Annotated in this window: 25 protein-coding genes and 1 tRNA gene; 13 read left to right on the top strand and 13 right to left on the bottom strand. The window is 67.3% G+C overall.

Going from position 1 to position 26,354, the window contains the following annotated elements; genetic code table 11:
* Positions 1–62 precede the first annotated feature (62 nt).
* From gyrA to ACFX59_RS09490, 3 genes are all read left to right on the top strand, one after another.
* A complete protein-coding gene (gyrA, locus tag ACFX59_RS09500; protein ID WP_387431849.1) occupies positions 63–2,813 on the top strand; it encodes a DNA gyrase subunit A in 2,751 nt (916 codons plus the stop codon).
* Positions 2,810–3,160 carry a DUF952 domain-containing protein gene (locus ACFX59_RS09495; RefSeq protein WP_387431847.1) on the top strand — a complete coding sequence of 117 codons (351 nt, stop codon included), beginning with the start codon at positions 2,810–2,812 and terminating at the stop codon, positions 3,158–3,160. The genes gyrA and ACFX59_RS09495 overlap by 4 nt, the downstream gene beginning before the upstream one ends.
* An 87-nt stretch (positions 3,161–3,247) precedes the next feature.
* Positions 3,248–4,531: a methyl-accepting chemotaxis protein gene (locus ACFX59_RS09490; RefSeq protein ID WP_387431844.1), complete on the top strand. Its 1,284-nt coding sequence runs from the start codon at positions 3,248–3,250 to the stop codon at positions 4,529–4,531.
* Here ACFX59_RS09490 and ACFX59_RS09485 read toward each other — a convergent pair whose 3' ends face one another.
* Complete coding sequence (locus tag ACFX59_RS09485; RefSeq protein ID WP_387431842.1) at positions 4,532–4,966, bottom strand: DUF488 family protein; 435 nt, start codon at positions 4,964–4,966, stop codon at positions 4,532–4,534.
* A gap of 75 nt (positions 4,967–5,041) precedes the next feature.
* Between ACFX59_RS09485 and trmFO the strand changes: the two genes are divergently transcribed.
* Entirely contained in the window at positions 5,042–6,433 is a 1,392-nt protein-coding gene (trmFO, locus tag ACFX59_RS09480) for a methylenetetrahydrofolate--tRNA-(uracil(54)-C(5))-methyltransferase (FADH(2)-oxidizing) TrmFO (protein ID WP_387431839.1), read from the top strand.
* Here the strand turns inward: trmFO and ACFX59_RS09475 are convergent.
* The 4 genes from ACFX59_RS09475 to pdhA form a co-directional block, all read right to left on the bottom strand.
* Entirely contained in the window at positions 6,345–6,833 is a 489-nt protein-coding gene (locus ACFX59_RS09475; protein ID WP_387431837.1) for an EF-hand domain-containing protein, read from the bottom strand. The two genes, trmFO and ACFX59_RS09475, sit on opposite strands and share 89 nt — an antisense overlap.
* A gap of 282 nt (positions 6,834–7,115) precedes the next feature.
* A complete protein-coding gene (locus ACFX59_RS09470; protein ID WP_387431835.1) occupies positions 7,116–7,808 on the bottom strand; it encodes a squalene/phytoene synthase family protein in 693 nt (230 codons plus the stop codon).
* 87 nt (positions 7,809–7,895) lie between these two features.
* On the bottom strand, positions 7,896–9,326 hold the full coding sequence (locus ACFX59_RS09465; protein ID WP_387431833.1) for a pyruvate dehydrogenase complex E1 component subunit beta: 1,431 nt from the start codon (positions 9,324–9,326) through the stop codon (positions 7,896–7,898).
* Position 9,327: 1 nt separating this feature from the next.
* Positions 9,328–10,371, bottom strand: coding sequence for a pyruvate dehydrogenase (acetyl-transferring) E1 component subunit alpha (gene pdhA / locus ACFX59_RS09460; RefSeq protein WP_294235726.1), 1,044 nt, complete (start codon positions 10,369–10,371; stop codon positions 9,328–9,330).
* A gap of 171 nt (positions 10,372–10,542) precedes the next feature.
* On the opposite strand from pdhA, the gene ACFX59_RS09455 reads away from it, so the two are divergent.
* Genes ACFX59_RS09455 through ACFX59_RS09445 form a run of 3 tightly spaced genes read left to right on the top strand, consistent with a single transcriptional unit; the run spans position 10,543 to position 14,080 of the window.
* Positions 10,543–11,895: an MFS transporter gene (locus ACFX59_RS09455; RefSeq protein WP_309703362.1), complete on the top strand. Its 1,353-nt coding sequence runs from the start codon at positions 10,543–10,545 to the stop codon at positions 11,893–11,895.
* The gene (cysK, locus tag ACFX59_RS09450) at positions 11,892–12,812 is read left to right on the top strand and encodes a cysteine synthase A (RefSeq protein WP_294235727.1); all 921 of its coding nucleotides are present in this window, start codon (positions 11,892–11,894) and stop codon (positions 12,810–12,812) included. The genes ACFX59_RS09455 and cysK overlap by 4 nt, the downstream gene beginning before the upstream one ends.
* The gene (locus ACFX59_RS09445; protein WP_387431830.1) at positions 12,809–14,080 is read left to right on the top strand and encodes a cell wall hydrolase; all 1,272 of its coding nucleotides are present in this window, start codon (positions 12,809–12,811) and stop codon (positions 14,078–14,080) included. The genes cysK and ACFX59_RS09445 overlap by 4 nt, the downstream gene beginning before the upstream one ends.
* Before the next feature lie 235 nt (positions 14,081–14,315).
* On the opposite strand, the gene ACFX59_RS09440 is transcribed toward ACFX59_RS09445, so the two are convergent.
* From ACFX59_RS09440 to ACFX59_RS09425, 4 genes are read right to left on the bottom strand one after another with little or no spacing between them, the layout of a single operon-like run.
* Positions 14,316–14,726, bottom strand: a complete 411-nt coding sequence (locus ACFX59_RS09440) for a MerR family DNA-binding transcriptional regulator (RefSeq protein WP_309694627.1) — start codon at positions 14,724–14,726, stop codon at positions 14,316–14,318.
* A gap of 33 nt (positions 14,727–14,759) precedes the next feature.
* Positions 14,760–15,269, bottom strand: coding sequence for a hypothetical protein (locus tag ACFX59_RS09435; RefSeq protein WP_387431827.1), 510 nt, complete (start codon positions 15,267–15,269; stop codon positions 14,760–14,762).
* Positions 15,266–15,628, bottom strand: a complete 363-nt coding sequence (hisI, locus tag ACFX59_RS09430) for a phosphoribosyl-AMP cyclohydrolase (RefSeq protein WP_387431825.1) — start codon at positions 15,626–15,628, stop codon at positions 15,266–15,268. Before hisI ends, ACFX59_RS09435 begins: the two co-directional genes overlap by 4 nt.
* A gap of 41 nt (positions 15,629–15,669) precedes the next feature.
* Positions 15,670–15,921, bottom strand: coding sequence for a Rho termination factor (locus ACFX59_RS09425; protein WP_307098049.1), 252 nt, complete (start codon positions 15,919–15,921; stop codon positions 15,670–15,672).
* A 144-nt stretch (positions 15,922–16,065) separates the two neighbouring features.
* Here ACFX59_RS09425 and purF point away from each other — a divergent pair, with 144 nt between their 5' ends.
* Together purF and ACFX59_RS09415 are read left to right on the top strand one after the other, a co-directional pair.
* On the top strand, positions 16,066–17,517 hold the full coding sequence (gene purF, locus ACFX59_RS09420) for an amidophosphoribosyltransferase (protein WP_387431822.1): 1,452 nt from the start codon (positions 16,066–16,068) through the stop codon (positions 17,515–17,517).
* Complete coding sequence (locus tag ACFX59_RS09415) at positions 17,517–18,227, top strand: SDR family NAD(P)-dependent oxidoreductase (protein ID WP_354293500.1); 711 nt, start codon at positions 17,517–17,519, stop codon at positions 18,225–18,227. Before purF ends, ACFX59_RS09415 begins: the two co-directional genes overlap by 1 nt.
* Before the next feature lie 120 nt (positions 18,228–18,347).
* Here ACFX59_RS09415 and ACFX59_RS09410 read toward each other — a convergent pair whose 3' ends face one another.
* Genes ACFX59_RS09410 through ACFX59_RS09395 form a run of 4 tightly spaced genes read right to left on the bottom strand, consistent with a single transcriptional unit; the run spans position 18,348 to position 22,232 of the window.
* Positions 18,348–19,322 (bottom strand): AAA family ATPase, encoded by a 975-nt coding sequence (locus ACFX59_RS09410; protein WP_387431818.1) that lies wholly within the window; start codon positions 19,320–19,322, stop codon positions 18,348–18,350.
* A gap of 4 nt (positions 19,323–19,326) precedes the next feature.
* The gene (locus tag ACFX59_RS09405) at positions 19,327–20,499 is read right to left on the bottom strand and encodes a D-alanyl-D-alanine carboxypeptidase family protein (protein ID WP_309694618.1); all 1,173 of its coding nucleotides are present in this window, start codon (positions 20,497–20,499) and stop codon (positions 19,327–19,329) included.
* A 31-nt stretch (positions 20,500–20,530) separates the two neighbouring features.
* A complete protein-coding gene (locus ACFX59_RS09400; protein ID WP_387431815.1) occupies positions 20,531–21,205 on the bottom strand; it encodes a septal ring lytic transglycosylase RlpA family protein in 675 nt (224 codons plus the stop codon).
* Positions 21,189–22,232, bottom strand: coding sequence for a lytic transglycosylase domain-containing protein (locus ACFX59_RS09395; RefSeq protein ID WP_387431813.1), 1,044 nt, complete (start codon positions 22,230–22,232; stop codon positions 21,189–21,191). The genes ACFX59_RS09400 and ACFX59_RS09395 overlap by 17 nt, the downstream gene beginning before the upstream one ends.
* Before the next feature lie 159 nt (positions 22,233–22,391).
* Here ACFX59_RS09395 and ACFX59_RS09390 point away from each other — a divergent pair.
* The 4 genes from ACFX59_RS09390 (at position 22,392) to ACFX59_RS09375 (ending at position 26,320) form a co-directional block, all read left to right on the top strand.
* Positions 22,392–22,481 (top strand) — tRNA-Ser (locus ACFX59_RS09390).
* A gap of 171 nt (positions 22,482–22,652) precedes the next feature.
* A complete protein-coding gene (locus ACFX59_RS09385; RefSeq protein WP_387431812.1) occupies positions 22,653–22,799 on the top strand; it encodes a hypothetical protein in 147 nt (48 codons plus the stop codon).
* Between the two features lie 173 nt (positions 22,800–22,972).
* Positions 22,973–24,934, top strand: coding sequence for a putative bifunctional diguanylate cyclase/phosphodiesterase (locus ACFX59_RS09380; protein ID WP_387431810.1), 1,962 nt, complete (start codon positions 22,973–22,975; stop codon positions 24,932–24,934).
* Positions 24,935–25,258: 324 nt separating this feature from the next.
* Positions 25,259–26,320 (top strand): helix-turn-helix domain-containing protein, encoded by a 1,062-nt coding sequence (locus ACFX59_RS09375; RefSeq protein WP_387431808.1) that lies wholly within the window; start codon positions 25,259–25,261, stop codon positions 26,318–26,320.
* Positions 26,321–26,354: the final 34 nt, after the last annotated feature.

Genomic DNA, 26,354 nt, shown 5'->3' with positions numbered 1-26,354 from the left:
GGCTCACGCTGGGCTAGTACCCTTGGTTCCCATCTGACCATCAAGCCGGAAAGCAACAGACTTTGGCCGACGAGACGACCCTCGCGGAACCTTCCGATATTTCGACGATCTCCATCGTCGACGAGATGAAGTCGAGCTATCTCGACTATGCGATGAGTGTGATCGTGGCGCGTGCGCTGCCCGATGTGCGCGACGGCCTGAAGCCCGTCCATCGCCGTATCCTCTATTCGGCCGCCGAGAGCGGCTTCGTCGCGGGCAAGCCGTACCGCAAGTCGGCGCGCATCGTCGGCGACGTCATGGGCAAGTACCACCCGCACGGCGACAGCGCGATCTACGACGCGCTGGCCCGCATGGCGCAGGACTGGTCGATGCGCGTGCCGCTGATCGACGGTCAGGGCAACTTCGGCTCGATGGACCCCGATCCGCCCGCCGCGATGCGTTACACCGAAGCGCGTCTGGCCAAGGTCGCCAACTCGCTGCTCGACGATCTCGACAAGGACACGGTCGACTTCCAGCCCAACTATGACGGCTCGGAGCGCGAACCCTCGGTCCTGCCCGCCCAGTACCCGAACCTGCTGGTCAATGGTGCCGGCGGTATCGCGGTCGGCATGGCGACCAACATCCCGCCGCACAATCTGGGCGAGGTGGTCAATGCCTGTCTGGCGTACATGGAAAACGGCGCGATCACGGTCGAGGAACTCAACGAGATCGTCCCCGCCCCCGACTTCCCCACCGGCGCGCTGATCCTCGGCCGTTCGGGCGCGCGATCGGCCTATCAGACCGGGCGCGGCTCGATCATCGTGCGCTCGCGCCACGAGATCGAGGAGATGCGCGGCGACCGCCGGGCCATCGTCCTGACCGAAATCCCCTTCCAGCAGGGCAAGAACGCGCTGGTTGAGAAGATCGCCGAGGCCGCGAAGGAAAAGCGGATCGAGGGGATCAGCGACATTCGCGACGAGTCGAACCGCGAAGGCGTTCGCATCGTCATCGACCTGAAGCGCGATGCGACCCCCGAGGTCGTGCTCAACCAGCTTTGGCGGCACACCCCCGCCCAGACCAGCTTCCCGGCCAACATGCTCGCCATTCGCGGCGGGCGGCCCGAGCTGCTGAACCTGCGCGACATCATCCAGGCCTTCGTCCAGTTCCGCGAGCAGGTCATCACCCGCCGCTCCAAGTTCGAACTGGCCAAGGCCCGCGAGCGGGCGCACATCTTGCTGGGCCTCGTCATCGCGGTGACGAACCTGGACGAAGTGGTGCGGATCATCCGCGGTTCGGCCTCGCCGGTCGCCGCGCGTGAGGCATTGCTCGCCCGCGAATGGCCGATCGCCGAGATCGCGCCCTATATCCGCCTGGTCGAAGCGGTCGAGAGCGAAGGCTTTGGCGACACCTATCGCCTGTCCGAGACACAGGTTCGCGCGATCCTCGACCTGCGCCTGCATCGCCTGACGGCGCTCGGCCGTGACGAGATCGGCGACGAGCTGAAGGGGTTGGCGGACTCGATCACCGAGCTGCTCGAAATCCTCGCCAACCGCGTGAAGCTGTACGAGGTGATGCGCGGTGAGCTGGTGGCGATCCGCGACCAGTTCGCGACCCCGCGCCGCTCGGAAATCGCCGCCGCTGCCGATGGTATCGACGACGAGGACCTGATCGAGCGCGAGGACATGGTCGTCACCGTGACCATGCAGGGCTATATCAAGCGTACCCCGCTCGACGCCTTCCGCGCGCAGAACCGGGGTGGCAAGGGCCGCTCGGGCATGGCGACCAAGGACGAGGACGTCGTCACCGAGCTGTTCGTGACCAGCACGCACACGCCGGTCCTGTTCTTCTCGAACCATGGCAAGGTCTATCGCTACAAGGTGTGGCGCCTACCCGAAGGAGGGCCCGCCACGCGCGGACGGCCGATGGTCAACCTGTTGCCGCTGGCACCGGGCGAGACGATCTCGACCGTGCTGCCGCTGCCCGAGGACGAGGCGGAGTGGGGCAAGCTCCACGTCATGTTCGCCACCGCCAAGGGCGCGGTGCGCCGCAACTCGATGGACGCGTTCACCAACGTCCCCTCGAACGGCAAGATCGCGATGCGCTTCGACGACGAGAGCGAGGACCGGCTGATCGGCGTCGCGCTGCTCGGTGCCCAGGACGATGTGCTGCTCGCCACGCGCTGCGGCCGGGCGATCCGCTTCGCCGCCGACGATGTGCGCGAGTTCCAGAGCCGCACCTCGACCGGCGTGCGCGGCATCGCGCTGAAGGGCGAGGACGAGGTCATCTCGCTCTCGGTCCTGCACCGCGTCGGCACCACCCAGGAGGAGCGCGAGGCTTATCTGCGCTTCGCCCCCTGGAAGGGCGAAAAGGAAGGCGAGCCCGAGCTGTCGGTGGAGCGGTACGAAGAGCTGCGCAACTCCGAACAGTTCATCCTGACCGTCTGCGCGAACGGCTATGGCAAGCTGTCCTCGGCCTATGAATATCGCCGCACGGGTCGCGGTGGTCAGGGCATCACGAACATCGACAATATCGCCCGCAACGGCGATGTCGTCGCCAGCTTCCCTGCATCCAAGGGGCATCAGCTGATGCTCGTGACCGACCAGGCCAAGCTGATCCGCATGTCGCTGGCGTCGCTTCGCGTCATCGGGCGCGGCTCGGCGGGTCTGCGGCTCTTCAACGTGGCGGCGGGCGAGCATGTCGTCTCGGCCGCGCGCATCGAGGAGACCGAGGAGGATGCCGAGATGAACCTGGCCGACGGCACGTCCGACATCGCGCCCGAGCCCGACGCGGTCATCGGCGAGAACCTCGCCGCCGGACCCGAGGATGGCGAATGAGCCAACCCGCCACCGCCTATAAGGTGCTGACCGCCGATCAGATGGCGGCGCTGGAACAGGAGGGCGTGTTCAAGGGCGCCCCGGTGGATCTGGCCGATGGCTATATCCATCTGTCCACCGCCGCCCAGCTGACCGAGACGGTCGACAAGCATTTCGCCGGCCAGGACGACCTGCACATCGCGGCGGTCGATCTGGCGGCGATGGGCGGGGCGGTGAAGTGGGAGGAGAGCCGGGGCGGCCAGCTCTTCCCGCATCTCTATGCGCCGCTGCCGCTGACGGCGGTGCTGGCCTATGGTCCGATGAAGCGCGATACGGACGGGACGGTCCGCCTGCCCGTTTCGGGGTGATCGCAAGGAAATTGATGGCGTTGCGTCACGAAAACGTCATCAATTCCTAACACGGCGTTTACGGTTGATGACATAGGGACGGAGGCGATGAAGCCGCCCGTCTTCTCCTCCGGGGTCGCCGTGCCCCAAGCCCCGGTGATCGACGCCGATGCGTCGTTGACGGCGGCGATCGGCCTGTTCCGGCAGCATCCCGACATGCGGCTGCTGCCGGTGCTCGACGCCGAGCGCCGCCCGGTCGGCGCGATCCGCGAGCGGGACGTAAAGGGGCTGCTCTACAATCCCTTCGGCCATGCGCTGCTGCAAAATCCCGATTTCGGCGCGACGCTGGATGGTTATGTCCGCGCCCATCCCTGTTGCGAGGTCGGGGCGAGCATCGCCGAAAAGCTGGCGCTCCATGCCGATTGGGGCGCCCCCGACGCGCTGATCCTGACGAAGAAGGGCGTTTTCGAGGGCACGCTGGATGCCGCCACGATCGCGCGGCAGGCGGCCGATGCGCAGATCGCGCTGGCGCAGGAGCGAATGGCGCGGGCGCGTCGGATCGACGGCGCAGCGCACGACTTCCTGGCCGATATCGCCATCCTGTCGGACACGCTGGCCCGCGCCACCGGGGATATGGGCCGCGTGGCGGGCGATCTGGCGCGCTATGCGGGCGAAACCCAGACGGGCGCGACATGCATGACCGAGGCGGTCGAGCAAAGCCGTTCGGCGCTGGGCGACACCGCGGCGCGCGGGCGGGGCCTGGCCGATGCCTTCGCCTCGATCACCCGCGACATGGACAAGGCGCGCGATATTCGCCGCACGGTCGGCGACCGGATCGCCGCCACCGGCCTCCGCGCCGATGCCCTGGCCGACAGCGCCACCGCGATCGACGCGCTGCTCGCGCTGATCGAGGCGGTATCGGCCCGCACCAACCTGCTCGCGCTGAACGCCGCGATCGAGGCCGCGCGCGCTGGCGAGGCCGGACGCGGCTTCGCGGTCGTCGCGCATGAGGTCAAGGCGCTCGCCAGCCAGACCCGCGAGGCCGCACAGAACGCCGCGCGCAACATCGCCGAGGTCAAGACCAACCTCCACGCGCTCGTCGCCGAACAGGGCCAGCTTTGCGAGGCGGTCGGGGCGATCGGCGCCATCTCTCAGGCGATCGATCTGGCGGTGGCGGCGCAGGGAGTCGCGACCACCGCGATCGCGGGCAATGTCGAACAGTCGGTGACGGCCGCGCACCAGATCGGGCGACAGGTCGCGCAGATCCAGCAGGATGCGACCCGGATCGATCAGGAAGCGGGCGCGCTCCACGGGCTGGCGGAGGCTTTGGGCAAAACCATCGGCGCGCTGCGCGACCGCACGGCCAACTTCGTGGACTTGGTCGCGGTCTGATCAGACACAGAGGTCGACCACCGTCATCCCCTGCCCCACCGCCTCCAGCAACAGGGTGCGATGGCAATGGCAGGGATCGCGTTCGTAGCAGAGCAAGGCGGACGGCATCTCGCCCGCCAGATCGAGCATCCGCGCCGCCGCCGCCTGCGCCTCGGGCAGCGCCAGCTGATCGTCATAGACGTCGCGCAGCGTCCCCACATCGCCCTTCTTGGCCGCATCCCGCCCGCGCTTCGGCGTGCCGAGGTCCTTGAGGTGGACATAGTCGATCCCGACCTCGCGCAAGGCGGCGGCCAGCGGCGACTTGGAAAATCCGGGCCGCCGCGACAGGGGCAGCGCGCGGACGTCGATCAGCCGCGCGACCCCCGCCTGCTTCAGCGTGGCGAGGAAGCCGTCGACGGTCGCGCCCTCATAGCCGATGGTGAAGATGGTCGTCATGGTTCATGAGGTGGCGGCGGCGTCGCATCGGCGCAAGTGCTTCCACCCCGGCGCTTCCGGGTCTAAGGCGACGCGATGACCTATGACATTCATGTGATCGGCGGCGGGCTGGCGGGCTCGGAAGCCGCGTGGCAGCTTGCGGAAGCGGGGCTGAAGGTGCGCCTGTCCGAAATGCGCGGCGGCGCGGACACCACGCCCGCCCATCATGGCGGCGACCTGGCCGAGCTGGTCTGTTCCAATTCCTTCCGCTCGGACGATGCGACCTCCAACGCGGTCGGCCTGCTCCATCAGGAGATGCGCGCGCTCGGCTCGATCATCATGGCCAAGGGCGACGTCCATGCCGTGCCCGCCGGTTCGGCGCTGGCGGTGGACCGCGACGGCTTTTCGGGCGGCGTGACGGCGGCACTTGAGGCGCATCCCAACATCACCATCGTTCGCGAGCGGATCGACACGCTGCCGGAGGGGCCGGCGATCATCGCCACCGGCCCGCTGACCGCGCCGTCGCTGGCGGGCGGCATCGGCGAGGCGACCGGCGCGGAGGCGCTGGCTTTCTTCGACGCGATCGCGCCGATCGTCCACCGCGAGTCGATCGACATGGACGTTGCCTGGTTCCAGAGCCGCTGGAACAAGGGCACGGGCAAGGATTACATCAACTGCCCGATGGACAAGGACCAGTATCTGGCCTTCCATCAGGCGCTGCTCGACGGCGAGAAGACCGAATTCCGCGAGTGGGAGAAGAACACGCCCTATTTCGACGGCTGCATGCCGGTCGAGGTCATGGCCGAGCGCGGGGTCGACACGCTGCGCTTCGGGCCGATGAAGGGCGTCGGGCTGGACGATCCGCGTACCGGACGCTGGCCCTATGCCGTCGTCCAGCTGCGCCAGGACAATGCGGCGGGCACGCTGTGGAACATCGTCGGTTTCCAGACCAAGCTGAAATATGCCGAGCAGATCCGCATCTTCCGCACCATTCCGGGGCTGGAAAAGGCCGAGTTCGCGCGGCTGGGCGGGCTTCACCGCAACACCTTCATCCGCTCTCCGGAGCTGCTCGACGCGACGCTGCGGCTGAAGTCGCGACCCAATCTGCGCTTCGCGGGCCAGATCACGGGGTGCGAGGGCTATATCGAGAGCGCCGCCATCGGCCTGCTCGCCGGGCGTTTCGCGGCCGCCGAGCTGACCGGCAAGACCATCGCCCCGCCACCGGTCGAGACGGCGCTGGGCGCGCTGTTGGGCCATATCACCGGGCTGGCCGAGGCCGAGACCTATCAGCCGATGAACGTCAATTTCGGCCTGTTCCCGCCCATTCCCGGCCGGACCAAGAAGGCCGATCGCAAGAAGATGTACACCGATCGCGCGCGCGAGGCGCTGCCCGGCTGGCTCAACTCTCTTCCGCCGGGGCCGCCTCCGGTGCCTCAGCCGGTGCCGTTCGCACCGGCGGACAGTCCCGCCGAGCCGGTCGACGCTTAATGGCGGTGGTGGCGAACTCGGCCGCGTTCATCGCCCCGGACCTGTCCCGGTCGGCGGTGGCGAACTTGGTCGTGGCCTTGATCGCCCATTCGTCGAAGGACAGCCTGCCGTCGCCGTCCCGGTCCAGCTTGCCGTAAGCCTTGCGCCGCGCGGCGAGATATTCCTCGCGCGTGATCGCGCCGTCGCGGTCCTTGTCGTAGCGGTCGAAGCGTTTCTGCTCGCGGGTCTTCGCCGAGGCTTCGGGGAGGGGCGCATCGTCCTCGGCAGTTTGTCGGGGCGAGGCAGTCGCCGCGCTCGCGGCTGGGAGCGGGGATGGCGTGTCGGGTCGGCTGCCCCACAGGAACAGCCCCGCCCCCACCAGTACCAGCGTGCCCAACCCACCGGCCAGATAGCGCCACATCGGTTCCGTCTCCCCCCGTCAGACGGGGTTATGGTTAACCGGGGTCATGCACGGGCGGCAAGATGATTCCCTTGGCCTTCGACTTCGCTCAGGCTGAACGGGGTTTTGGTGAGCCGCTCCCCACACTGCGTGTACCCCGGCGAAGGCCGGGGTCCAGTTTCTGTGCAGCCGGTGGAGCGCCCCGGATCGGCGGGGGAGGCAAAGGCCCCGCGCCGTCGATAGGGCATTACAACTGGACCCCGGCCTTCGCCGGGGTACGACTCCGTCCTGATGCGAACGGCTTCAGCGCCCCGTCAAACCATGCCACGCCAGCCGCGCCGCGCGGAGGGGATGGCCCGGCAGGCGGTCCGGGTGACGCAGACCTTCACGGGTCAGGACACCCAGGCCGCTCAATCCCCGCCCCCCTCGCGCCCGCTTCAACGACAGCGCGGTGTCCAGCTCGCCCAGGGCCTGTGCGCCGATTCGATCCGCCAGCGGCTTGTCGCTGATATGCCCGGCCAGATCGGCCTTGGCCCAAGCTGTCCCGAGAGGCTCCCACCCCTCGCCACCCAGCAACCGGCCGATCGAGGCGAACAACACGCCCCCGCGCGCCTGCGCATGGCGGGCGACACGCTCGTCATCCAGCGCTTCGCCATCATCGAGCAGCGCCTCCCACCCCTCGATCATCGGCGCCAGATCCGCGCCTCGCACTCCGGCGCGCAGGACCGCCACCGCCAGCCGCTGCAACACCGGATGCGCAGGCGCGGGCTCGCGGTCGAGCTTTTCCAGCGCCTCATACCACCAGGTCAGCCGCATCTGGCCGATCATAGGCTCGGTCGTGCTTTGCAGGATCGAGGCGAACTGATGGTCGAGATCGAGCAGCGCCGCGAACCCCTCGCGCGCGGCGGCCGGCGCATAGCCCACCGCCAGCGCCTGTTCGCGCATCACCGCTTCGATGGCGGGCGGGGGCGTCGGGGTGGCGGGGGCGTCGGTCATCCCCTGCCCTTCGCACGAATGAACCCCATGAAAAAGGGCCTCCCGGTCTCCCGGAAGGCCCCTTCAAATCATAAGATAACCCACGGCTCAGCCGCGATAGGTGACCTTCTTGACCGCCGTGACGACCTTGTTCGCGTCGACAAGCGCCAGCTTTTCGAGGTTGGCGGCGTAGGGCAGCGGCACGTCCTCGTTGGTCACGCGCAGTACCGGCGCGTCGAGGTCGTCGAACCCTTCCTCCATCACCACGGCGGTGATTTCCGACGCGATCGAGCAGGTCGGCCAGCCTTCCTCGACCACGACCAGGCGGTTGGTCTTGGCGAGCGACTTCAGCACCGTCTTGGTGTCGAGCGGACGCAGCGTGCGCAGGTCGATGACCTCCGCGTCGATGCCCTCGGCGGCCAGCTTCTCGGCGGCTTCGAGCGCGACGCCCACGCCGATCGAATAGGAGACGAGCGTCACGTCCTTGCCCTCGCGCATGATCCGCGCCTTGCCGATCGGCAGGACGAAATCGTCGAGCTTGGGCACGTCGAACGAACGGCCGTACATCAGCTCGTTCTCGAGGAAGACGACCGGGTCTTCCGACCGGATCGCGGCCTTCAGCAGGCCCTTGGCATCGGCCGCGTCATAGGGCGCGATCACGATCAGGCCGGGGACGCTTGCATACCACGGGCCGTAGTTCTGCGAGTGCTGCGCGCCGACGCGGCTGGCGGCACCGTTGGGACCACGGAACACGATCGGGCAGCGCATCTGGCCGCCGGACATGTAGTTGGTCTTGGCGGCCGAGTTGATGATGTGGTCGATCGCCTGCATGGCGAAGTTGAACGTCATGAACTCGATGACCGGACGCAGGCCGCCCATCGCGGCACCGGTGCCGACACCAGCAAAGCCGTACTCGGTGATCGGCGTGTCGATCACGCGACGGTCGCCAAACTCGTCCAGCAACCCTTGCGTGACCTTATACGCGCCCTGATACTGGGCGACTTCCTCGCCCATCACGAAGACGCGGTCGTCGGCGCGCATTTCCTCGGCCATCGCATCGCGCAGCGCTTCGCGGACGGTCAGCTTGACCATCTCGGTGCCTTCCGGGATTTCCGGCGAGGCGGGCGCTTCCTGCTCGGCGGCGGCGACCAGCTTCTGCGTGCCGCTTTCCTGCTCGGCGGCGGCGGCACCTTCCGGCATCGGCGGCGAATTGGAGTCGGTCGCCTCGTTCTTCGGCGCGGCGTTGGCCGCCTCGCCCGAACGGCTGCCCGAGGCAGCGGCGGTCGCGACGTCCTCGCCCTCTTCGGCCAGCAGCGCGATGGCGGTGCCGACCTTCACATTGTCGGTGCCCTCGGCGACGATGATCTTGGCGATCACGCCCTCATCGACGGCCTCGAACTCCATCGTCGCCTTGTCGGTCTCGATCTCGGCCATGATGTCGCCGGACTTGACCGTATCGCCTTCCTTCACGAGCCACTTGGCGAGCGTGCCCTCTTCCATGGTCGGCGAAAGGGCCGGCATCTTGATCTCGATCGCCATCTTAGTAACGCTCCACCAGCACTTCAGTGTAGAGTTCAGCCACGTCGGGCTCGGGGGTCTGTTCGGCGAAATCGGCCGCTTCGTTGACCTGCTTGCGGATGTCCTGCTCCAGGACCTTCAGATCGGCCTCGGTCACGCCCTGCGCTTCGAGCAGCTTCTTGACGTGGTCGATCGGGTCCGACTTGTCGCGCACGCCCTGAACTTCCTCGCGGCTGCGATACTTGGCGGGGTCGGACATGGAGTGACCGCGATAGCGATAGGTCTTCATCTCGAGGATGACCGGGCCCTTGCCCGCGCGGACCCAGGCCAGCGCCTCTTCGGCCGCGCCACGGCACGCCAGCACGTCCATGCCGTCGACCTGGATGCCGGGGATGCGGAAGCTCTCGCCACGGCGATAGAGCTGGTCCTCGGACGAGGCGCGGTTGACCGCGGTGCCCATGGCATACTGGTTGTTCTCGATCACGAAGATGATCGGGAGCTTCCACAGCTCGGCCATGTTGAAGCTCTCGTACACCTGGCCCTGATTGGCCGCGCCGTCGCCGAAATAGGCGAGGCAGACGCCGCCGTCATTGCTGTACTTGTGCCCGAACGCCAGGCCGGTGCCCAGCGACACCTGCGCGCCCACGATGCCGTGGCCGCCATAGAATTTATGCTCGGTCGAGAACATGTGCATCGACCCGCCCTTGCCCTTGGAGATGCCGGCGGCACGCCCCGTAAGCTCGGCCATGATGACCTTGGGATCGATGCCATAGGCGAGCATGTGGCCATGGTCGCGATATCCGGTGATGACCGAATCCTTGTCGCCGTCGAGCGCCGACTGGAGGCCCACCGCCACGGCTTCCTGGCCGATATACAGGTGGCAGAAACCGCCGATCAGGCCGAGGCCGTAGAGCTGGCCCGCCTTTTCTTCGAAGCGGCGGATCAGGAGCATCTGCTTGTAGAAATCCAGCAACTGTTCCTTGGTAGCCTGGAACGGTTGCGGTTCGGCGGGACGCTCCCGATTGGGAATGGGGGGCTCGCTGGTACGGCTTGGAGCTTTTGCCACAGTCGGGAACACCTTTGTTTCCGTTAGGGAAGGATGGACGCCTATTGGCGTGCTTTGTCATGAAACTCAATTCCCCCTCTTAATTCCCATTCGGACAGAAGGAATTTAGCGGAGAATAGCTTTGCCTCGGTTGCCTTGACGGCGCGCCGCAGCCTACAACGCTCGCCGACCATGGATAGACCCAAACACCCGTTCCGCATCGCCAATTTCCGCAGCTACTGGCTGTCGCGATTCAGCGGGACCATCGCGGTATCCGCCATGTCGATCGTCATCGGATGGCAGGTTTACAATCTGGCGCGCGAGACGATGGACGTCCGGCAGGCCGCCTTCATGCTGGGCATGATCGGCTTCGCGCAGTTCGTGCCGCTGTTCCTGCTGACCCCGATCACCGGCCTGGTCGCCGACAGCGTCGACCGGCGCTGGATCGTGCGGGCGACGACCGGGCTGCTGGTGCTGACCGCCGCGAGCCTTTGGTTCCTGACCTGGTCGGGGCATCTGACGCTGGGGGCGCTGTTCACCGCCGCCGTCGCCTTCGGCATCGCGCGGGCCTTTTCGGGACCGGCCTATTCCTCGCTCGCCCCCAATCTGGTCCCGCGCGAGAGCCTGCCCACCGCCATCGCGGTCAGTTCGATCGCGTGGCAGGTCGGCACCATCGCCGGGCCGAGCGTCGGCGGGCTGCTCTATGCGATCCATCCCGAATTCGCCTATGGCGTCGCCACCTTGCTGTTCGCCGTCGCGCTGCTCTGCATCTTCCTGATCGGTCCGGTGCCGCAGCCGCCCGCGCAGACCGACCGCCGACCGCTGACCCGAATCGTCGAGGGGTTCAGCTATGTCCGCCGCAACCGGCTGGTCCAGGCGGCGATCACGCTCGACCTGTTCGCGGTGTTGCTGGCGGGCGCGACCTCGCTGCTGCCGGTCTATGCGCGCGACATATTGCATGTCGGGTCGCAGGGTCTGGGCGTGCTGGCGGCGGGCATGGGCATCGGCGCGGCGACCACCGCGATCTGGTTTTCGTTCAAGCCGATGACCAGCAATGTCGGGGTCAAGATGCTGATCGCCGTCGTGGTCTTCGGCCTGTCGATCCTGACCTTCGGCATCGCCAGCCATGTGACCGGCGCCCTGGGGCTCCAAAGCGGCACGGTCGCGCTGGGCGGGGTCAACCTGTTCGTCCACCCCGCCTTCCTGCTCAGCCTCGCCGCGCTGATCTGCGCGGGCGGCGCGGACATGGTGTCGGTCTATGTCCGCCAGTCGCTGATCCAGCTCCACACCCCCGATGCGATGCGCGGGCGGGTGAGCGCGGTGTCTCAGCTGACCATCTCCGCCTCCAACGAACTGGGCGAATTCGAGAGCGGGGTCATGGCCTCGATCCTCGGCCCCGTCGGCGCGGTGGTGTTCGGCGGGCTGGGCGCGATCGGCGTCACCCTGCTCTGGTCGCGGCTGTTCCCGGAACTCCGGCGTGCGCGAACCTTTGATCCGCCTGAAATCCTTGCAACCGAACCAACCCACGGAGAAGCCAAGCCATGAAGGCCAACACCATCCTGGAAACGATCGGCAACACGCCGCATGTGAAGATCCAGCGGCTGTTCCCCGGATCGGAGGTATGGATCAAGTCGGAACGCTCCAATCCCGGCGGCTCGATCAAGGACCGGATCGCGCTCGCGATGATCGAAGCGGCGGAGGCCAGCGGCGAGCTGAAGCCCGGCGGCACCATCGTCGAGCCGACCAGCGGCAATACCGGCGTCGGCCTGGCGATGGTCGCGGCGGTCAAGGGCTATAAGCTGATCCTGGTCATGCCCGAGTCCATGTCGATCGAGCGTCGCCGCCTGATGCTGGCTTATGGCGCGACCTTCGACCTGACCCCGCGTGAAAAGGGCATGAAGGGCGCGATCGAGCGTGCGCTGGAGATCGTGCGCGAGACGCCGGGCGCCTGGATGCCGCAGCAGTTCGAGAATCCCGCGAACATCGACGTCCATGTCCGCACGACCGCGCAGGAAATCCTGAACGACTTCCGCGATTCGCCGATCGACGTCATCATCACCGGCGTCGGCACCGGCGGCCATATCACCGGCGTCGCCGAGACGCTGAAGAAGGAATGGCCGCAGCTGAAGGTCTATGCGGTCGAACCCGCCGCCTCGCCGGTCATCCAGGGCGGCCAGCCGGGCCCGCACCCGATCCAGGGCATCGGCGCGGGCTTCATCCCGGCCAACCTCCACACCCAGGCGATCGACGGGGTGATCGAGGTCGATGCCAATGTCGCCAAGGACATGGCCCGCCGCTCGGCGCGCGAAGAGGGGCTGTTGGTCGGCATCTCGTCGGGCGCGACGCTCGCCGCGATCCTGCAGAAGCTGCCCGACCTGCCCGAGGGCGTTCGCGTGCTCGGCTTCAACTATGACACGGGCGAGCGTTATCTGTCGGTGCCGGACTTCCTGCCCGAACAGTGAGCGATTTACCCCGGCCGCGCGGCGGCATCCGCGCGGCGCTGTTTGCCATCGCCGGTACGGCCAGCGTCGTACCGGCTTTGCTCGTGGCGAACGCCCCCGCCATTCCGAAGACGCACCGCACCGCCACCGAGCGGCTGCGACAGGTCCCGCGCGTGGTGCCGTCCGCCGAGCTTCCCCCGGTCGAGCCGGTGTCGTTCATCGACATGACGCCCGACGAGGCACGCGCCTATAACGAAGGCGTCCCCTTCTCGACCGATCCCAACCCGGCCGCCCGCCCCTTCGTCTTTCGGGGCACGGCGGAGGACAAGGCACGCGCGCTCGACTGTCTGGCGGCGGGCGTGCTGTACGAGGCGGGCGACGATGCCAAGGGCGAGCAGGCGGTGGCGCAGGTCGTGCTCAACCGGCTGCGTCACCCGGCCTTCCCCAAGACGGTGTGCGGCGTGGTGTTCGAGGGGCAGGAGCGCAGCACCGGCTGTCAGTTCACTTTCACCTGCGACGGCGCGCTGACCAAGTGGCAACCGCCCGAGGCGGCCTGGACCCGCGCCCGCCAGATCGCCGCGATGGCGGTGAACGGCAAGGTCTTCCGCCCCGTGGGCCATGCCACCCATTACCATACCGACTGGGTCGTCCCCTATTGGCAGGCCAGCCTCGACAAGGTCGCACGGGTCGGTTCGCATCTGTTCTTCCGCTGGGCGGGCTGGTGGGGGACCCCGCCCGCCTTCAACCGGCACCAGGTCGCGGGCGAGCCGATCATCGAAGCCCTCGCCCCCTTCTCGCCGCCGCATCGGGCGGGCACCGACGCGACCGACGAAGCGGGGGCCGCGCTGGCCGAGGGGGCGGTGGCGGGTGGAACACTAGCCCCGCTGGCGAGCGACCCGGACATGTTCCTCGTCACCCTGCCCACCGGCCTGGCGCCCGAGGGCTTCGCCGCCTTCGCACTGACCCTGTGCGGCGAGCGCAAGCATTGCACGGTCATGGCCTGGCGCGACTCCGCCGCCACCCCGCGCGCCGTGCCGCTGGCCTCGACGCAATTGGAGACGATGGCGTTCAGCTATCTGCGCGATCCCGCCACCGGGCTGGAGCGGACGCTGTGGAACTGTACCCTCTATCCGGCGATGCGGGGGCCACGCTGCATGAAGCGGCAGACGCTGACCGTCATGCCCGTGCCTGCGGCAACGCCGACGCCCCAGCCCGCCGCGACACCAGCACCGGGCGAACTCGGCGGCGTGAGACGCGCCAGTGCGTCATCGCCCGAGGGAAAACCGTAGGACGCCAACCCCGCTCCCCCCCCACACCCGTTCAGCCTGAGCGAAGTCGAAGGCCAAGGGAAAACCTCCCCGACACCACCATGGGATGACGGCCCGCTTGTCGGGGCCACGCGAAATCGCTTGCAGTCAGCGCCGGGCGTGGCCTTCGACTTCGCTCAGGCTGAACGGAGGGTGGGGAATAGGGGACGGCCGCCGTATCACGCCCATCGACATGGCGCCCGCCTGTCCCCCGCTCTCAATCGCGATGCGTTTCCACCAGCGTCACGAACTCCGCCAGTTCCGCGATCGCGGCATCGATGTCGTGCTTCTGCGCCTGCAGGGCCTCGATCTTGGCGGTGCAGCGGGCGATCGTCACCTCGCGCTGCTGGCGGCGGCCGTCGCCCAGATCATACAGGTCGATCATCTCGCGTATCTCGGCCAGGCTGAACCCCACCCGCTTGCCGCGCAGGATCCAGGCGAGACGCGCGCGGTCGCGCGGCGAATAGATGCGCTGCGTCCCCCGCCGCTCGGGCGAGATCAGGCCCTCATCCTCATAGAAGCGCAGCGCGCGCGCGGTGACGCCGAACTCGCCGCACAATTCGGTGATGCTGTACGTGTCGCGGTCGGGTTCGGGCGGGGACACGGGATGGGCAGCGACCTTGGCCATGATGCCGAAGGCTAGGGTCCCTTTACGTCAACGTCAATCGCCGCAAAGCGCCGCGCCGTCCGCGCTGCGCAGCGTCCGCGCCTCCGCCGCCGACCGGCTGATCCGTTCGACGATCAGCGCCGACAGGCTCGCGCGCCCCGTGCACAGCGAGGCGCAAGGCGCGGGCAGCGTCGCGGGGAACTGGATGTCATCGCCGTCGAACCGCGCGGTGAAGCGACAGCCGCCCAGCGTCACAGCCAGGTCGCGCCCCGAGCGTTTGAGCGTGCCGCGCGCGGTGCACCCCTGCCCCTCGCCATAATCCAGCATCACGCCGATCTGCCATGATGCGTCCGACCCGCCATCGCCGGGCGGCAGGATGCACATCCGATCCGAATCGCGCGCCCACATGCCCTCCAGCGGGACGACCGCCGGATCGGCGACGAGGCCCGCGGCGATGCTGGCGGCCTCCAGTTGCTCGCCCGCCGCATTGTCGGCATCGCCGGTACCCGAACCGCAGGCCGCCAGCGCGGCGGCGAGCATCAGGCCCGCCCAGCCCCGTCTCACGCGACCGGCACCAGCCCGTCGCCCTCGATCCGCCGGAAGAAGCAGCTGCGCGCGCCCGTGTGACAGGCCGGTCCGGCGGGGTCGCAGATCAGCCAGAGCGCATCCTGGTCGCAGTCGATCCGCATCTCCATGACGCGCAGGACATGGTTCGAGCTTTCGCCCTTCTTCCACAACCGTCCCCGGCCGCGCGACCAGAAATGCGCCTCGCCGGTGGTCCGCGTGGCTTCCAATGCCTCGGCATTCATATGCGCGACCATCAACAGGTCGCCGCTCACGCGGTCGGTGGCGATCGCGGTCAGCAATCCGTTGGCGTCGAATTTGGGGTCGAGCGTCAGCCCGGTGTCACGTTGGTCGGCCATGGCGGCATGATCTAGCCGCAACCGCGCCGCCTTCCAACCCGTCAGCCGTGATCCCGAATCGCGGCGATCAGCGCCGCCTTGTCCATCTTCGACCGCCCCGCAATGCCGATCCTGCGCGCTTCCTTCAGCAGGTCGTCCTTGGTCCGGTCCTCCAGATGCGTCGCGCGGTGGTCCAGGCTGCCCTTGGCCTTGGCATTGGCGATTCTTGCCGCCTTTTCCTTGGATTGACCCTGCTTGCGCAGCTCCTCGTACAGGGCGTCATCCTTGACCTGGGGTCCGTGGTCGCGCGCCATATGACATCTCCTGTTTTCGGTGCCGAAACGCAGCCTCCCCGAAAATGATCCCGTCAACCATGACAAACAGGCGACAAACGCGGATGACGTTCCTATATGCGCCCCGTCTGCCCCTTAGTTGCGAACGTTGCGAGCGCCTCTCCCATGCTGACCACCCATCCTTTCGACGACGACAAACTCCGCGAGGAATGCGGCATCTTCGGCGTGTCCGGCGCCAGCGGCGCGGCCGCGCTGACCGCGCTCGGCCTGCACGCGCTCCAGCATCGCGGGCAGGAAGCCGCGGGCATCACCAGCTTCGACGGCACGCTGTTCCACACCCACCGCGCGATGGGCCATGTCGCGGGCAATTTCGATCGCGACGATGTGATCCGCGGACTGCCAGGCGATGTCGCCTGCGGCCATGTCCGCTATTCGACCACCGGCGAGACCGCGCTGCGCAACGTCCAGCCGCTTTATGCCGACCTGTCGACCGGCGGCTTCGCCATCGCGCATAACGGCAATATTTCCAATGCGATGAAGCTGCGTCGCGAACTCGTGCGTCGCGGTTCGATCTTCCAGTCGACCAGCGATACCGAGACGATCATCCATCTGGTCGCGACCTCGAACTATCGCACCCTGCTCGACCGCTTCATCGATGCGCTGAAGCAGGTCGAGGGCGCCTATTCGCTGATCGTCATGACGCCCGAGGGCATGATCGCCTGCCGCGATCCGCTGGGCATCCGGCCGCTGGTCATGGGTCGCCTGGACGGCGCGGTGATCTTCGCCTCGGAGACGGTCGCGCTCGACGTGTGCGGCGCGACCTTCGAGCGCGCGGTCGAGCCGGGCGAGCTGGTCATCGTGCAGGGCACCGAAATCCGCTCGATCCGCCCCTTCCAGGCGGTCGATGCGCGTCCTTGCATCTTCGAGTGGGTCTATTTCAGCCGCCCCGATTCGATCGCGGGCGACCAGTCGGTCTATTCGGTGCGCAAGGAAATCGGCGCGCAGCTGGCCATCGAGGCGCCGGTCGATGCCGATCTGGTCATCCCGGTCCCCGATTCGGGCGTCCCCGCCGCGATCGGCTATGCCCAGCAGTCGGGCATTCCGTTCGAACTGGGCATCATCCGCTCGCACTATGTCGGCCGCACCTTCATCCAGCCGGGCGACAAGGTCCGCCATCTGGGCGTCAAGCTGAAGCACAATGCCAATCGCGCGCTGATCCAGGGCAAGAAGATCGTGCTGATCGACGATTCGATCGTGCGCGGCACCACCAGCCTGAAGATCGTGCAGATGATGCGCGAGGCGGGCGCGGCCGAAGTGCATATGCGCATCGCGTCGCCCCCGACCCGCCACAGCTGCTTCTACGGCGTCGACACGCCCGAGCGGGCCAAGCTGCTGGCCGCCAAGCTCGACCTGGGCGGGATGACCGACTTCATCCATGCCGACAGCCTGTCCTTCGTGTCGATCGAGGGGCTGTACAAGGCGCTGAACGCGGCGCGCGACGGCAAGCCCAGCTATTGCGACGCCTGCTTCACCGGCGATTATCCGACCACGCTGACCGACCATGACGAGACGGCGCCGGTCGACCAGTTCCAGATGCTGGCCGAGCGGGTCGCCTGATGACGGGCGCGCTGTCGGGCAAGCTGGCGCTGGTCACCGGCGCCAGCCGGGGGATCGGTGCCGCCACTGCCATCGCGCTCGGCGCGCAAGGCGCCCATGTCGTCCTGACGGCGCGCACCCCAAAGGGGCTGGAAGAGGTCGAGGAGACCATCTTCAACGCGGGCGGATCGGCCACCATCGCGCCGCTCGACCTGACGGAAAATGAGTCGATCGGGCGGCTGGCCGGGGCGATCGGCGAGCGGTGGCAGGCGCTGGACATCCTCGTGCTGAACGCCGGGATGCTGGGATCGCTGGCCGCCGTGCCCGCGATCGATCCCAAGGAATTCGCCCGCGTCCTGACCCTGAACGTCAGCGCGCAGGCCGCGATGATCTCCGCCTTCGACCCGATGCTGCGCCGGTCGAAGGGCGCGCGGGTGATCGGCGTCACCTCTTCGGTCGGACGCCGCCCCCGCGCCTATTGGGGGGCCTATGGCGCCTCCAAGGCGGCGTTCGAGACGCTGCTCGGGGCTTATGGCGACGAGACGTCGGAGATCAGCGCGATCCGCACTGCCATCGTCGATCCGGGCGCGACCCGTACGCAGATGCGCGCCAAGGCCTATCCGGGCGAGGATCCGGCTTCGGTCAAGGCCCCCGAAATGGTGGCGGAGCGGATCACCGCGCTGGCGATCGACGGCTTCGCGCCGGGGCATTTCGAGCGGGTGGGTCTGTAACAGGCCATTTGGCTGGCGGTGAAGCGTGGGCTTCGACTTCGCTCAGCCTGAACGGACGTAGAGGCACGCCTTTCCCGCCAGCCGTTCAGGCTGAGCGAAGTCGAAGCCCAAGGGCAACCCTCACCGCAAGGTCGCGATGATCCCCGCCATCTCGAACACCGTCCCTTGCGCATCCAGCGACAGCCCCCGCGCCGCGCCCGCCAGATCCTGCGCGGCGGCATAGGCATCCAACGCCACCTTCAGGGCAGGCCCCGACCGCGTCTGCGCCCGACCCGCGATGAACGCAGGCACCCGGTCCAGAAACGCTTCGTAGCGCGCCTGTGCGGCCTTGCCCGCCAGCGCCTTGGCCAGCTTGACCCGCTCGGCATTGCCCGGATCGCCGCTCTCGGCAATGCGCGCGATCGCCGCGTCGAGCCCGGCAATGTCCAGCCCGGCAAAGCGCAGCGCACGGCCCGGCGCGCCATCGGCGGCGGCGACCAGCGCGGCGATCTCGTCCTCTTCCGCCTCGGGCAATTGCCCGCGCAGCACCGTGGCGACCTCGCCGTCCGACAGCCGCTCGAAGCGTAGCAAGCGGCACCGCGACCGGATGGTGGGCAGCAACCGTCCCGGCGCATGGCTGACCAGCAGGAACAGGGTGCCCGCGGGCGGCTCCTCCAGATTCTTCAGCAGCGCATTGGCGCCGCCCCGCTCCAGATCGTCGATCGCGTCGATCAGGACGACCCGCGCCGGGCCCATGGCGGGCGCGGTCGCGAACATCGGCTGGAGCGTGCGGACCTGCGCGATGGTGATCGACCGCGCCAGATCCTGGTCGGGCTTGTCCGCATCCTTGGGCAGCCGCGCCAGCACGCGGAAATCGGGATGCGACCCCGCCTCCATCAGCCTGGCGGTCGGATGATCGTCGGGCACGGCGAGGCCGGGGGGCGAGCCCCCCAGCCCGCCCGCCCGGGCCAGGACGCGCCTGGCCGCCGCGCGCGCGAAGGCTGCCTTGCCGACGCCCTCCGGCCCGGCCAGCAGCCAGGCATGGTGCAGCTTGGCGCCCCCCAGCGCGGCGGCAAAGGCGGCCTGCGCCGCCGCATTGCCGACCGGCAGGTTCATGCGATCACCCGAAGAACGAGGTCAGCCCGGCCCAGGCGCGTCCGAAGAACCCGGCTTCGCCGACATCCTTGTCCGCGACCAGCGGCAGGCGCTGGGCGGGCATGTCGGGCGAGCTGACGACCAAGTCGGCGATATGCTGGCCCGCCTTGATCGGGGCCTTGATCGGGCCCTGATAGACGACCTTGGCGCTCAGCTCCGGGTCGAGCCCGGCGGGCAGCGTCACGGTCAGCTGGCGCGGCGCGACCAGGCCGACGCTGCTCGACGATCCCATCTGGACCTCGGCATCGGCAACCTTCTTGCCCTGCGCCACGACGGGCTTGGCCTGCCATGCGCGGAAGCCCCAGTTCATGAACTTCACCGATTCCTCGGCCCGCGCGCCGAAGCTGTTCAGCCCCGCGACGACCATCACCAGACGGCGGCCATTCTGCTCGGCCGAACCGGTGAAGCCGTAACCCGCTTCCTCGGTATGCCCGGTCTTCAGGCCGTCGGCCCCCGCGACGCGACCCAGCAGCGGATCGCGGTTCGCCTGGGTGATGGCGTTGCCGCCCATCGTCTTGCCCCAGGAGAAATCACGGCGCGAATAGAATTGCTTGTAGAGCTTGGGGAAGTCCTCGATCGTGTGCTCGGCCAGGTTGGCCAGGTCACGCGCGGTGACATAGGTCACGCCGCCGTCCGGCCAGCCGTTCGAGGTGCCGAAATGGCTGTTGGTCAGCCCGATCTGCTTGGCGGTGCGGTTCATCCGCTCGACGAAGTTCGGCTCGGTCCCCGCGATATGCTCGGCCAGCACGACGCAGGCGTCGTTGCCCGACAGGGTGACGATGCCATAGAGCAGGTTGGCGACGCTGACCTGCTCGCCGGGCGACAGGAACATGGTCGACCCCGCCTGCGGGCCATGCCACTTCTTCCAGGTCTCGGGCTGGACCGTGACCATGTCGTCCAGCTTCAGCTGGCCCTTCTTCACCAGGTCGAAGGCGACATAGACCGTCATCATCTTCGCCAGCGAGGCGGGCGGCATCCGGCGATCGGCGTCCCGCTGGAACAGCACCGCGCCCGACGACAGGTCCTTCATGAACGCGACCGGCGCGGGGGTATCGAACTGCGGCGCGGCCGCGATCGAGGGATAGGCCAGCGCGACGAGAGCGAGCGGGGCGGCGAGCGATGCGAACAGGGTCTTCATGGGTGTTCCGTGACCAAAGGGAGGTAGGAGGTCAATCCTGATGCAGGATGCGGGCGTCGTCATAACCCGCCTGTGCCGCCGCGTCACGCAGGGCTTTGGCGGAATCGGCATTCAATGACGACCGTTCGACGCGCCAGACCCGGCCGACCCGGTGCGCACGCGCCTCGAAGCGGCGGGCCAGCGCTTCGGCCCGAGGCTGGCTGGAGAAGCTGGCGATCTGAACGCGGTAGCGCGCCTGCGGATCGAGCGAGATGGGCTTGGCGACCGGCGGCACCGCGCTGGCCCCCGCCAGCACCAGGCCGGGATTGTCCGCGCCGGTCCGCAGCGCGCGCAACCGGATATGGGCCACCGCCCGCCGGTTCGTCCCCAGCAGCCGCGCCGCGCCCAGCGACAGGTCGGCCAGCCGGTCGGCGCGGCCCGGCCCGCGATCGCCGACCCGAGCCACGATCGTCCGGCCGGTGTCGATGTCGGTCACCTCGACCATCGAATCCAGCGGCAGGCTGCGATGCGCGATCATCACGTCGTCGGGATCGAACCGCCGCCCCGTCGCGGTCCGCCGACCCGCGAGTTCATGGCCGTACCAGCTGGCATGACCGCTCGCCTGATAACCGCCGTAGCGCAGCGCCGGCGCCTCCTCCGCCCGGACCGGCGCGGCGAACCCGGCGACCAGTGCCGCCAGGGCCAGGATCTCAGCCCGCAATCGCATCGGCCAGCAGGCCCACCGACAAGGCGTAGAAGTTGGAGCAGTTGTAATCCAGGATGACGCGGTAATTGCCGGTCAGCAGATAGGCGGTCCGCCCCGGCCCGTCGGGCTCCATCAGCGTCGCCAGCACCTGATCGCCCGGCCAGGCGGTGCCCTGCGGCACGATGCCCAGCGCGCGCCATTCGGCCATGGTCCGCCACCCGCTATGCCGCTCGAACACCCGCGGGCAGCGTGGGCTGACCAGCCGGTTGCGGACCTGCGACTGATCGAACCCGGCCGGCACCGTCACCGCAAAGCCCCAGGGCTGACCCGCCCGCCAACCGGCATTGACGAAGTAGTTGCCGATCGAGGCCAGCGTATCGGCCTCGCTGTTCCAGATGTCGGCGCGTCCGTCGCCATCGCCGTCGCGCGCGAGGCGCAGATAGATGGATGGCAGGAATTGCGGATTGCCGGTCGCCCCGGCCCAGCTGCCCTTCAGCTGTTCGCGGCTGACGCCCCGGTCCATCATCTTGAGCGCGGCGATGAACTCACCCTCGAACAAGGGACGCCGCCGCCCCTCATAGGCCAGGCTGGCGAGCGAGCGCAGCAGGTCGAAATTGCCGGTATAGGCGCCGTAATTGGTCTCATGGCCCCAGATCGCGACCATGATCGATTCGGGCACGCCCGTCTCGCGCTCGATCCGCGACAGGCGCGGGCGCTGCGCCAGATATTTGCTGCGCCCCCGGCCGATCCGCGCGGCATCGACATGCGCGGCCTTATAGGGCGCAAAGGGGCTGAAGCCGCTATTGCTCGGGCCGCCCGGCTGACGACGGTCGAGTTCGATGACGCGGGTGTTGAGCGTCAGCGTCGGCAGCACGGCGTCCAGCGTCGTACGACTGACACCCTGCGCGCTCGCGGTACCGCGCACCTGTTGCAGATAGCTCTGAAAACCCGCCTCGTCCTGCGCAAGCGCGGGCGTGCTGCCGACCAGCAGAGCCAGAGCCGAAGAAATGCCGAGGCGCCTCACGCGCCGGGTAATGTCCCCCCACATGCGGCCTGTTTGCCATAGCGACGGCGGAACCGGAACCTCGCGTCACCGCGCGCACGGCACGGATCACCCGCGGATGGCGGGATTGTCCCATCCGGACGGGCTCAAATCCAAGGGTGGATTCGCCGCCCGGCTTGGCGTACAGGCCCCTTCCGCCGATCCGGAAGAGTGGCCGAGCGGTTTAAGGCACCGGTCTTGAAAACCGGCGATGGTGCAAGCCATCCGTGGGTTCGAATCCCACCTCTTCCGCCATGGCCCTGCATCGATACGCTCGTAACGTCTCAATCCCCTCGTAAACGCGGGGTTGTCGTGGATGCATGGCGGGGTACATCACTCTGATCGACACGTCGGAGCGACGCGGGAAGCCATACGGGATGGCCAATTCAGATAGCCTATGCCCGCACCGGGTCGAAATCCTGACGCATGAAATTCCGGATCGACGGCAAGGTGAAGCTGCTGACGTTCGTGGCGGCGGGCCAAGGCCCCCCCGCCCCGGTCGCTGTAATCACCTGCACCTCACTCTCGGCCAACCGCAAGTCGTTGAAATGGTTCGACTCAATTTTCAGCTAGGATCCCAAGCCTAAACTTCCGGTCAAAACCGGCGCCATTTCACAACATTTCGCTCAGTTTCGGCCACTGTTAGCACAGCATATACCTTACACATGCGAAACGAAGCATCTATTCCGAGTTCGTCACGGTGATTGCCCATGCCCTCCTCCCGCCACACGCAATTTGATCTCCCTGTGGCGAAAATCCCAGACGAGCTTTCTGCGCCTATCGTCCTGGACCAGATTGCCGAGATCAAGAGCTGCGTCCGGGTCGCCATACCGGTCAATATGATGCTCGGCATGGTCAACCTTTTGGTCGCGATCAGGAGCGACCTCGCGCTCTACGGCATCGTCTGGTTCGTCGCCTCGCTCACCGTGAACCTCGTGCGTCTCTACCTTTGCTATCTGCCGGCCCCGGACGTGGGACAGGTTTCCGGCCGGCGATCGCCGCTGCGATCGATCGCCGTGCAGAGATATCTGATGTGGGCGGGAGCGCTGCTTTCGGGACTGGTATGGGCCTGGGTTCCGATCCTGTGCGCCGGTTACACCTCGCCGCAGTCGCTCTTCTATCTGACCGTCGTATGCGGCGTCACCGCAGGCGCCGTCACCCACGGCACGCCCGACGCCCGCACGCCCCTATGCTTCATCCTCCCGGCTCTGGCATCCGTCGTCATCTGCCTGTTGGTGGCAGGAGGGTTCGAGCGGGCTTGCATCGCCTTCACCACGATCGTTTACATGGCCGCCCTCTCGCGCAGTTCCATTCGCGCCGAAAAAACATTCAAAGCGCTCAGCCGCGCCAAGCACGAAGCTACTACGAACGCCGCGGCCCTTTCCGCGGCGCACGATCATTCGCTGCACATCATCGACATCATGCGGTATCGCGCAACGCATGACGACCTGACGGGCTTGCTCAACCGATCGGGATTTCTCGCCGAGGTCGAGGAACATATGAAGGCGGGGCAGGATGCCTATTGCCTGATGTTCATCGACCTGGACGGCTTCAAGGCCGTCAACGACGTCTATGGTCACCGCAAGGGCGACCAGGTGCTGATAGAGGCGGCCAGGCGCCTTCAGGCCCAGACCCACGGCGAAGGCCTTCTCGCGCGCATGGGCGGTGACGAGTTCGCCATCTTCCTCCCCGTCGCGGCATTTCAAGAGGCCACCGACCTCGCACAGGCTGTCATCGGCGCCCTGTCGGTTCACATGGACGGCGTCGATACGGGCGCGCTGGGGGCGAGCATCGGGATCGTCATGAGCCTTCAGGCGGACCTGGCCGATGTCCTGGCCTGTGCCGACGAAGCCCTTTACGCCGCCAAGAATGGAGGCCGGAACCGCTATCACGTCTTCGACAACGAGCTGCGCGAACGATTGGAGATGCGCCGCGACCTCGAACGCGACCTCCCCCGCCATCTCGAGGACGGATCGCTGGATGTCTGGTTCCAGCCCATCTTCGCGCTCGGCCAAAGCTTGCCGAACACGATCGAAGCCCTGCTGCGCTGGCGGCATCCGCAGCATGGCTGGATCTCGCCGGAAAATGTGGTCCGCCTCGCCGCGATCAACGGACACGCCGAACCCCTGCTCCGTTTCGTGTTGCACCGTGCCTGTCAACTTCTGGAAGCCCTGGTCCAAGCCGGACTGAAGGAGATCAAGGTCGCGATCAACATATCGCCGCGCGAGATGGCGCAACTGTCGGTCGACACCATCATCCTGGAGCATTTCGAGGCGCTTGGCCTCGCGCCTCCCTTGCTCGACGTTGAAATCACGGAGGAGACCGCCTTCGAGACCAAGGCCATACAGCACAAGATACAAACGCTGTCGAAAGCGGGCGTGACGATCAGCCTGGATGATTTCGGCGTGGGCTATTCGTCGCTGGAGGCTCTGCGCCATCGCCGGGTCGATCGCATCAAGATCGATCGAAGCTTCGTGTCTAACATCACCCGGTCGCCCGAGGACCAGCATCTGGTCAGCGCCATCATCGATTATGGTCGGAAATTCGACCTCGAAGTCGTCATCGAAGGCATCGAGACGCGCGAGGATTATGCAATGATACAGGGGCTGGGCGGTCACCTCTTCCAGGGATATTATCTGGCCCGCCCCGTGCCTGAATCCGACTTGCTGGATTATCTCCTGGCCCGTGAGACCGAACCTTTCGGGTGATGGATAGCCTCCCCTTCATACCGCAGGCGATACAGGCTGATTTTCTACCGGGTTCGTGGGCGCAAAGATTAGATATTGCCGGGAACGGATCATCTGCCCCTGGTCGGATGCGATGATGGTATGAAGAGGTCGCGATCGCTGTCCAACTATCTTCTCCGCCTCCGCCCTCGCTGCCACCGTCATCTTCCGGCTGTGATCAACGAGTCCTGCCCCCAAGCCGGTCCTTCCTATTGACACGATCGCGCCGCCGCTTTCTATCGGCGGGTCGATAGGGCATTTTTGCCCCTCGCCCCCTATCCTCCAGGAAAGACCCGCTCGCGCATCATGGAAGCCTGGCTGCACGGCGGCATCGTGACGTTGCTCGGACTGGCGGTGGCGCTGTTTCTCAGCGAGGCGCCCACCCGGCCCAGCCGCTATGGCGCGGCGCTGGCGTTGGCCGCGCTGCTGGCGGAATTGGCCGGGCTGCCTTTCGTGCAGGACCGGCCGATGCTGGCCACGGTGCTGCGGGTCGCGGGATCGGCCAGCCTGCCGCTATTCTGGCTCTTCGCCCGTTCGTGGTTCGACGACAATTTCCGGCCTGGCGTCGCGGAACTGGCATGTGCGCTGGGCTATCTCGGCCTGAGCGCGGCGGTGATCGGTGGCGAGCATGCGGCGCAGGGGGCGTTGCATCCGCTTGACGGCCTGCTCTACATCGCCGGGATCGTCCTTGCCGTCGATACGCTGCGTCATGCGTGGCGGAACCGGGCGAGCGATCTGGTCGAGGCGCGGCTGCGCGCGCGGGTCGCCTTCATCGTCATCGTCACGATGGTCATCCTCTGGACGATCGGTGCGGAGGTCATCGGACGCGCATTGGGCGGTTTCGCCATGGCCGGTATCGTCGGCGCGATCGGCATGCTGACGGGGATATTCGGGCTGGCGCTGCTGCTGTTCGGGTTGCGCCACCCGGACATGTTTGCATCCGCATCGCCCGAGCGCGCGCCGTCCCTGCCAGTCGCCGCCGATCCCTCCCCGCCCCAGGATCTGGACGAGCCGCTCGCACGCGCGCTGGACATGGCGATGACGCAGGAGCGGCTGTACCGCGCACCCGACCTGACCATCGGCGCCATCGCCACGCATCTGGGGGTGCCGGAATATCGGGTCCGTCGGCTGGTCAATGGCCGGTTCGGTCATCGCAACATCAGCGATTATCTGAACGGCCTGCGCGTGGCCGAGGTCTGCGCCGCGCTGGCCGACCCCGATCAGGCCGAGGTGCCGATCCTGACCATCGCGATGGACGCGGGCTTTGGCAGCCTGGCGGTCTTCAATCGCAGCTTCAAGGCGCGCCAGGGAGAGACGCCCAGCGCCTATCGCCGCCGCCATCTGGACACGACACCCCCGTCCGACTGATCGATTTCGGAATCGATCGGTCGAAATCCGAAAT

The organism is Sphingomonas sp. NCPPB 2930, assembly GCF_042867205.1.
GTDB lineage: Bacteria > Pseudomonadota > Alphaproteobacteria > Sphingomonadales > Sphingomonadaceae > Sphingomonas.
The sequence above is the reverse complement of the archived record's forward strand: the minus strand, read 5'-3'. Positions and strand labels throughout refer to the sequence as shown.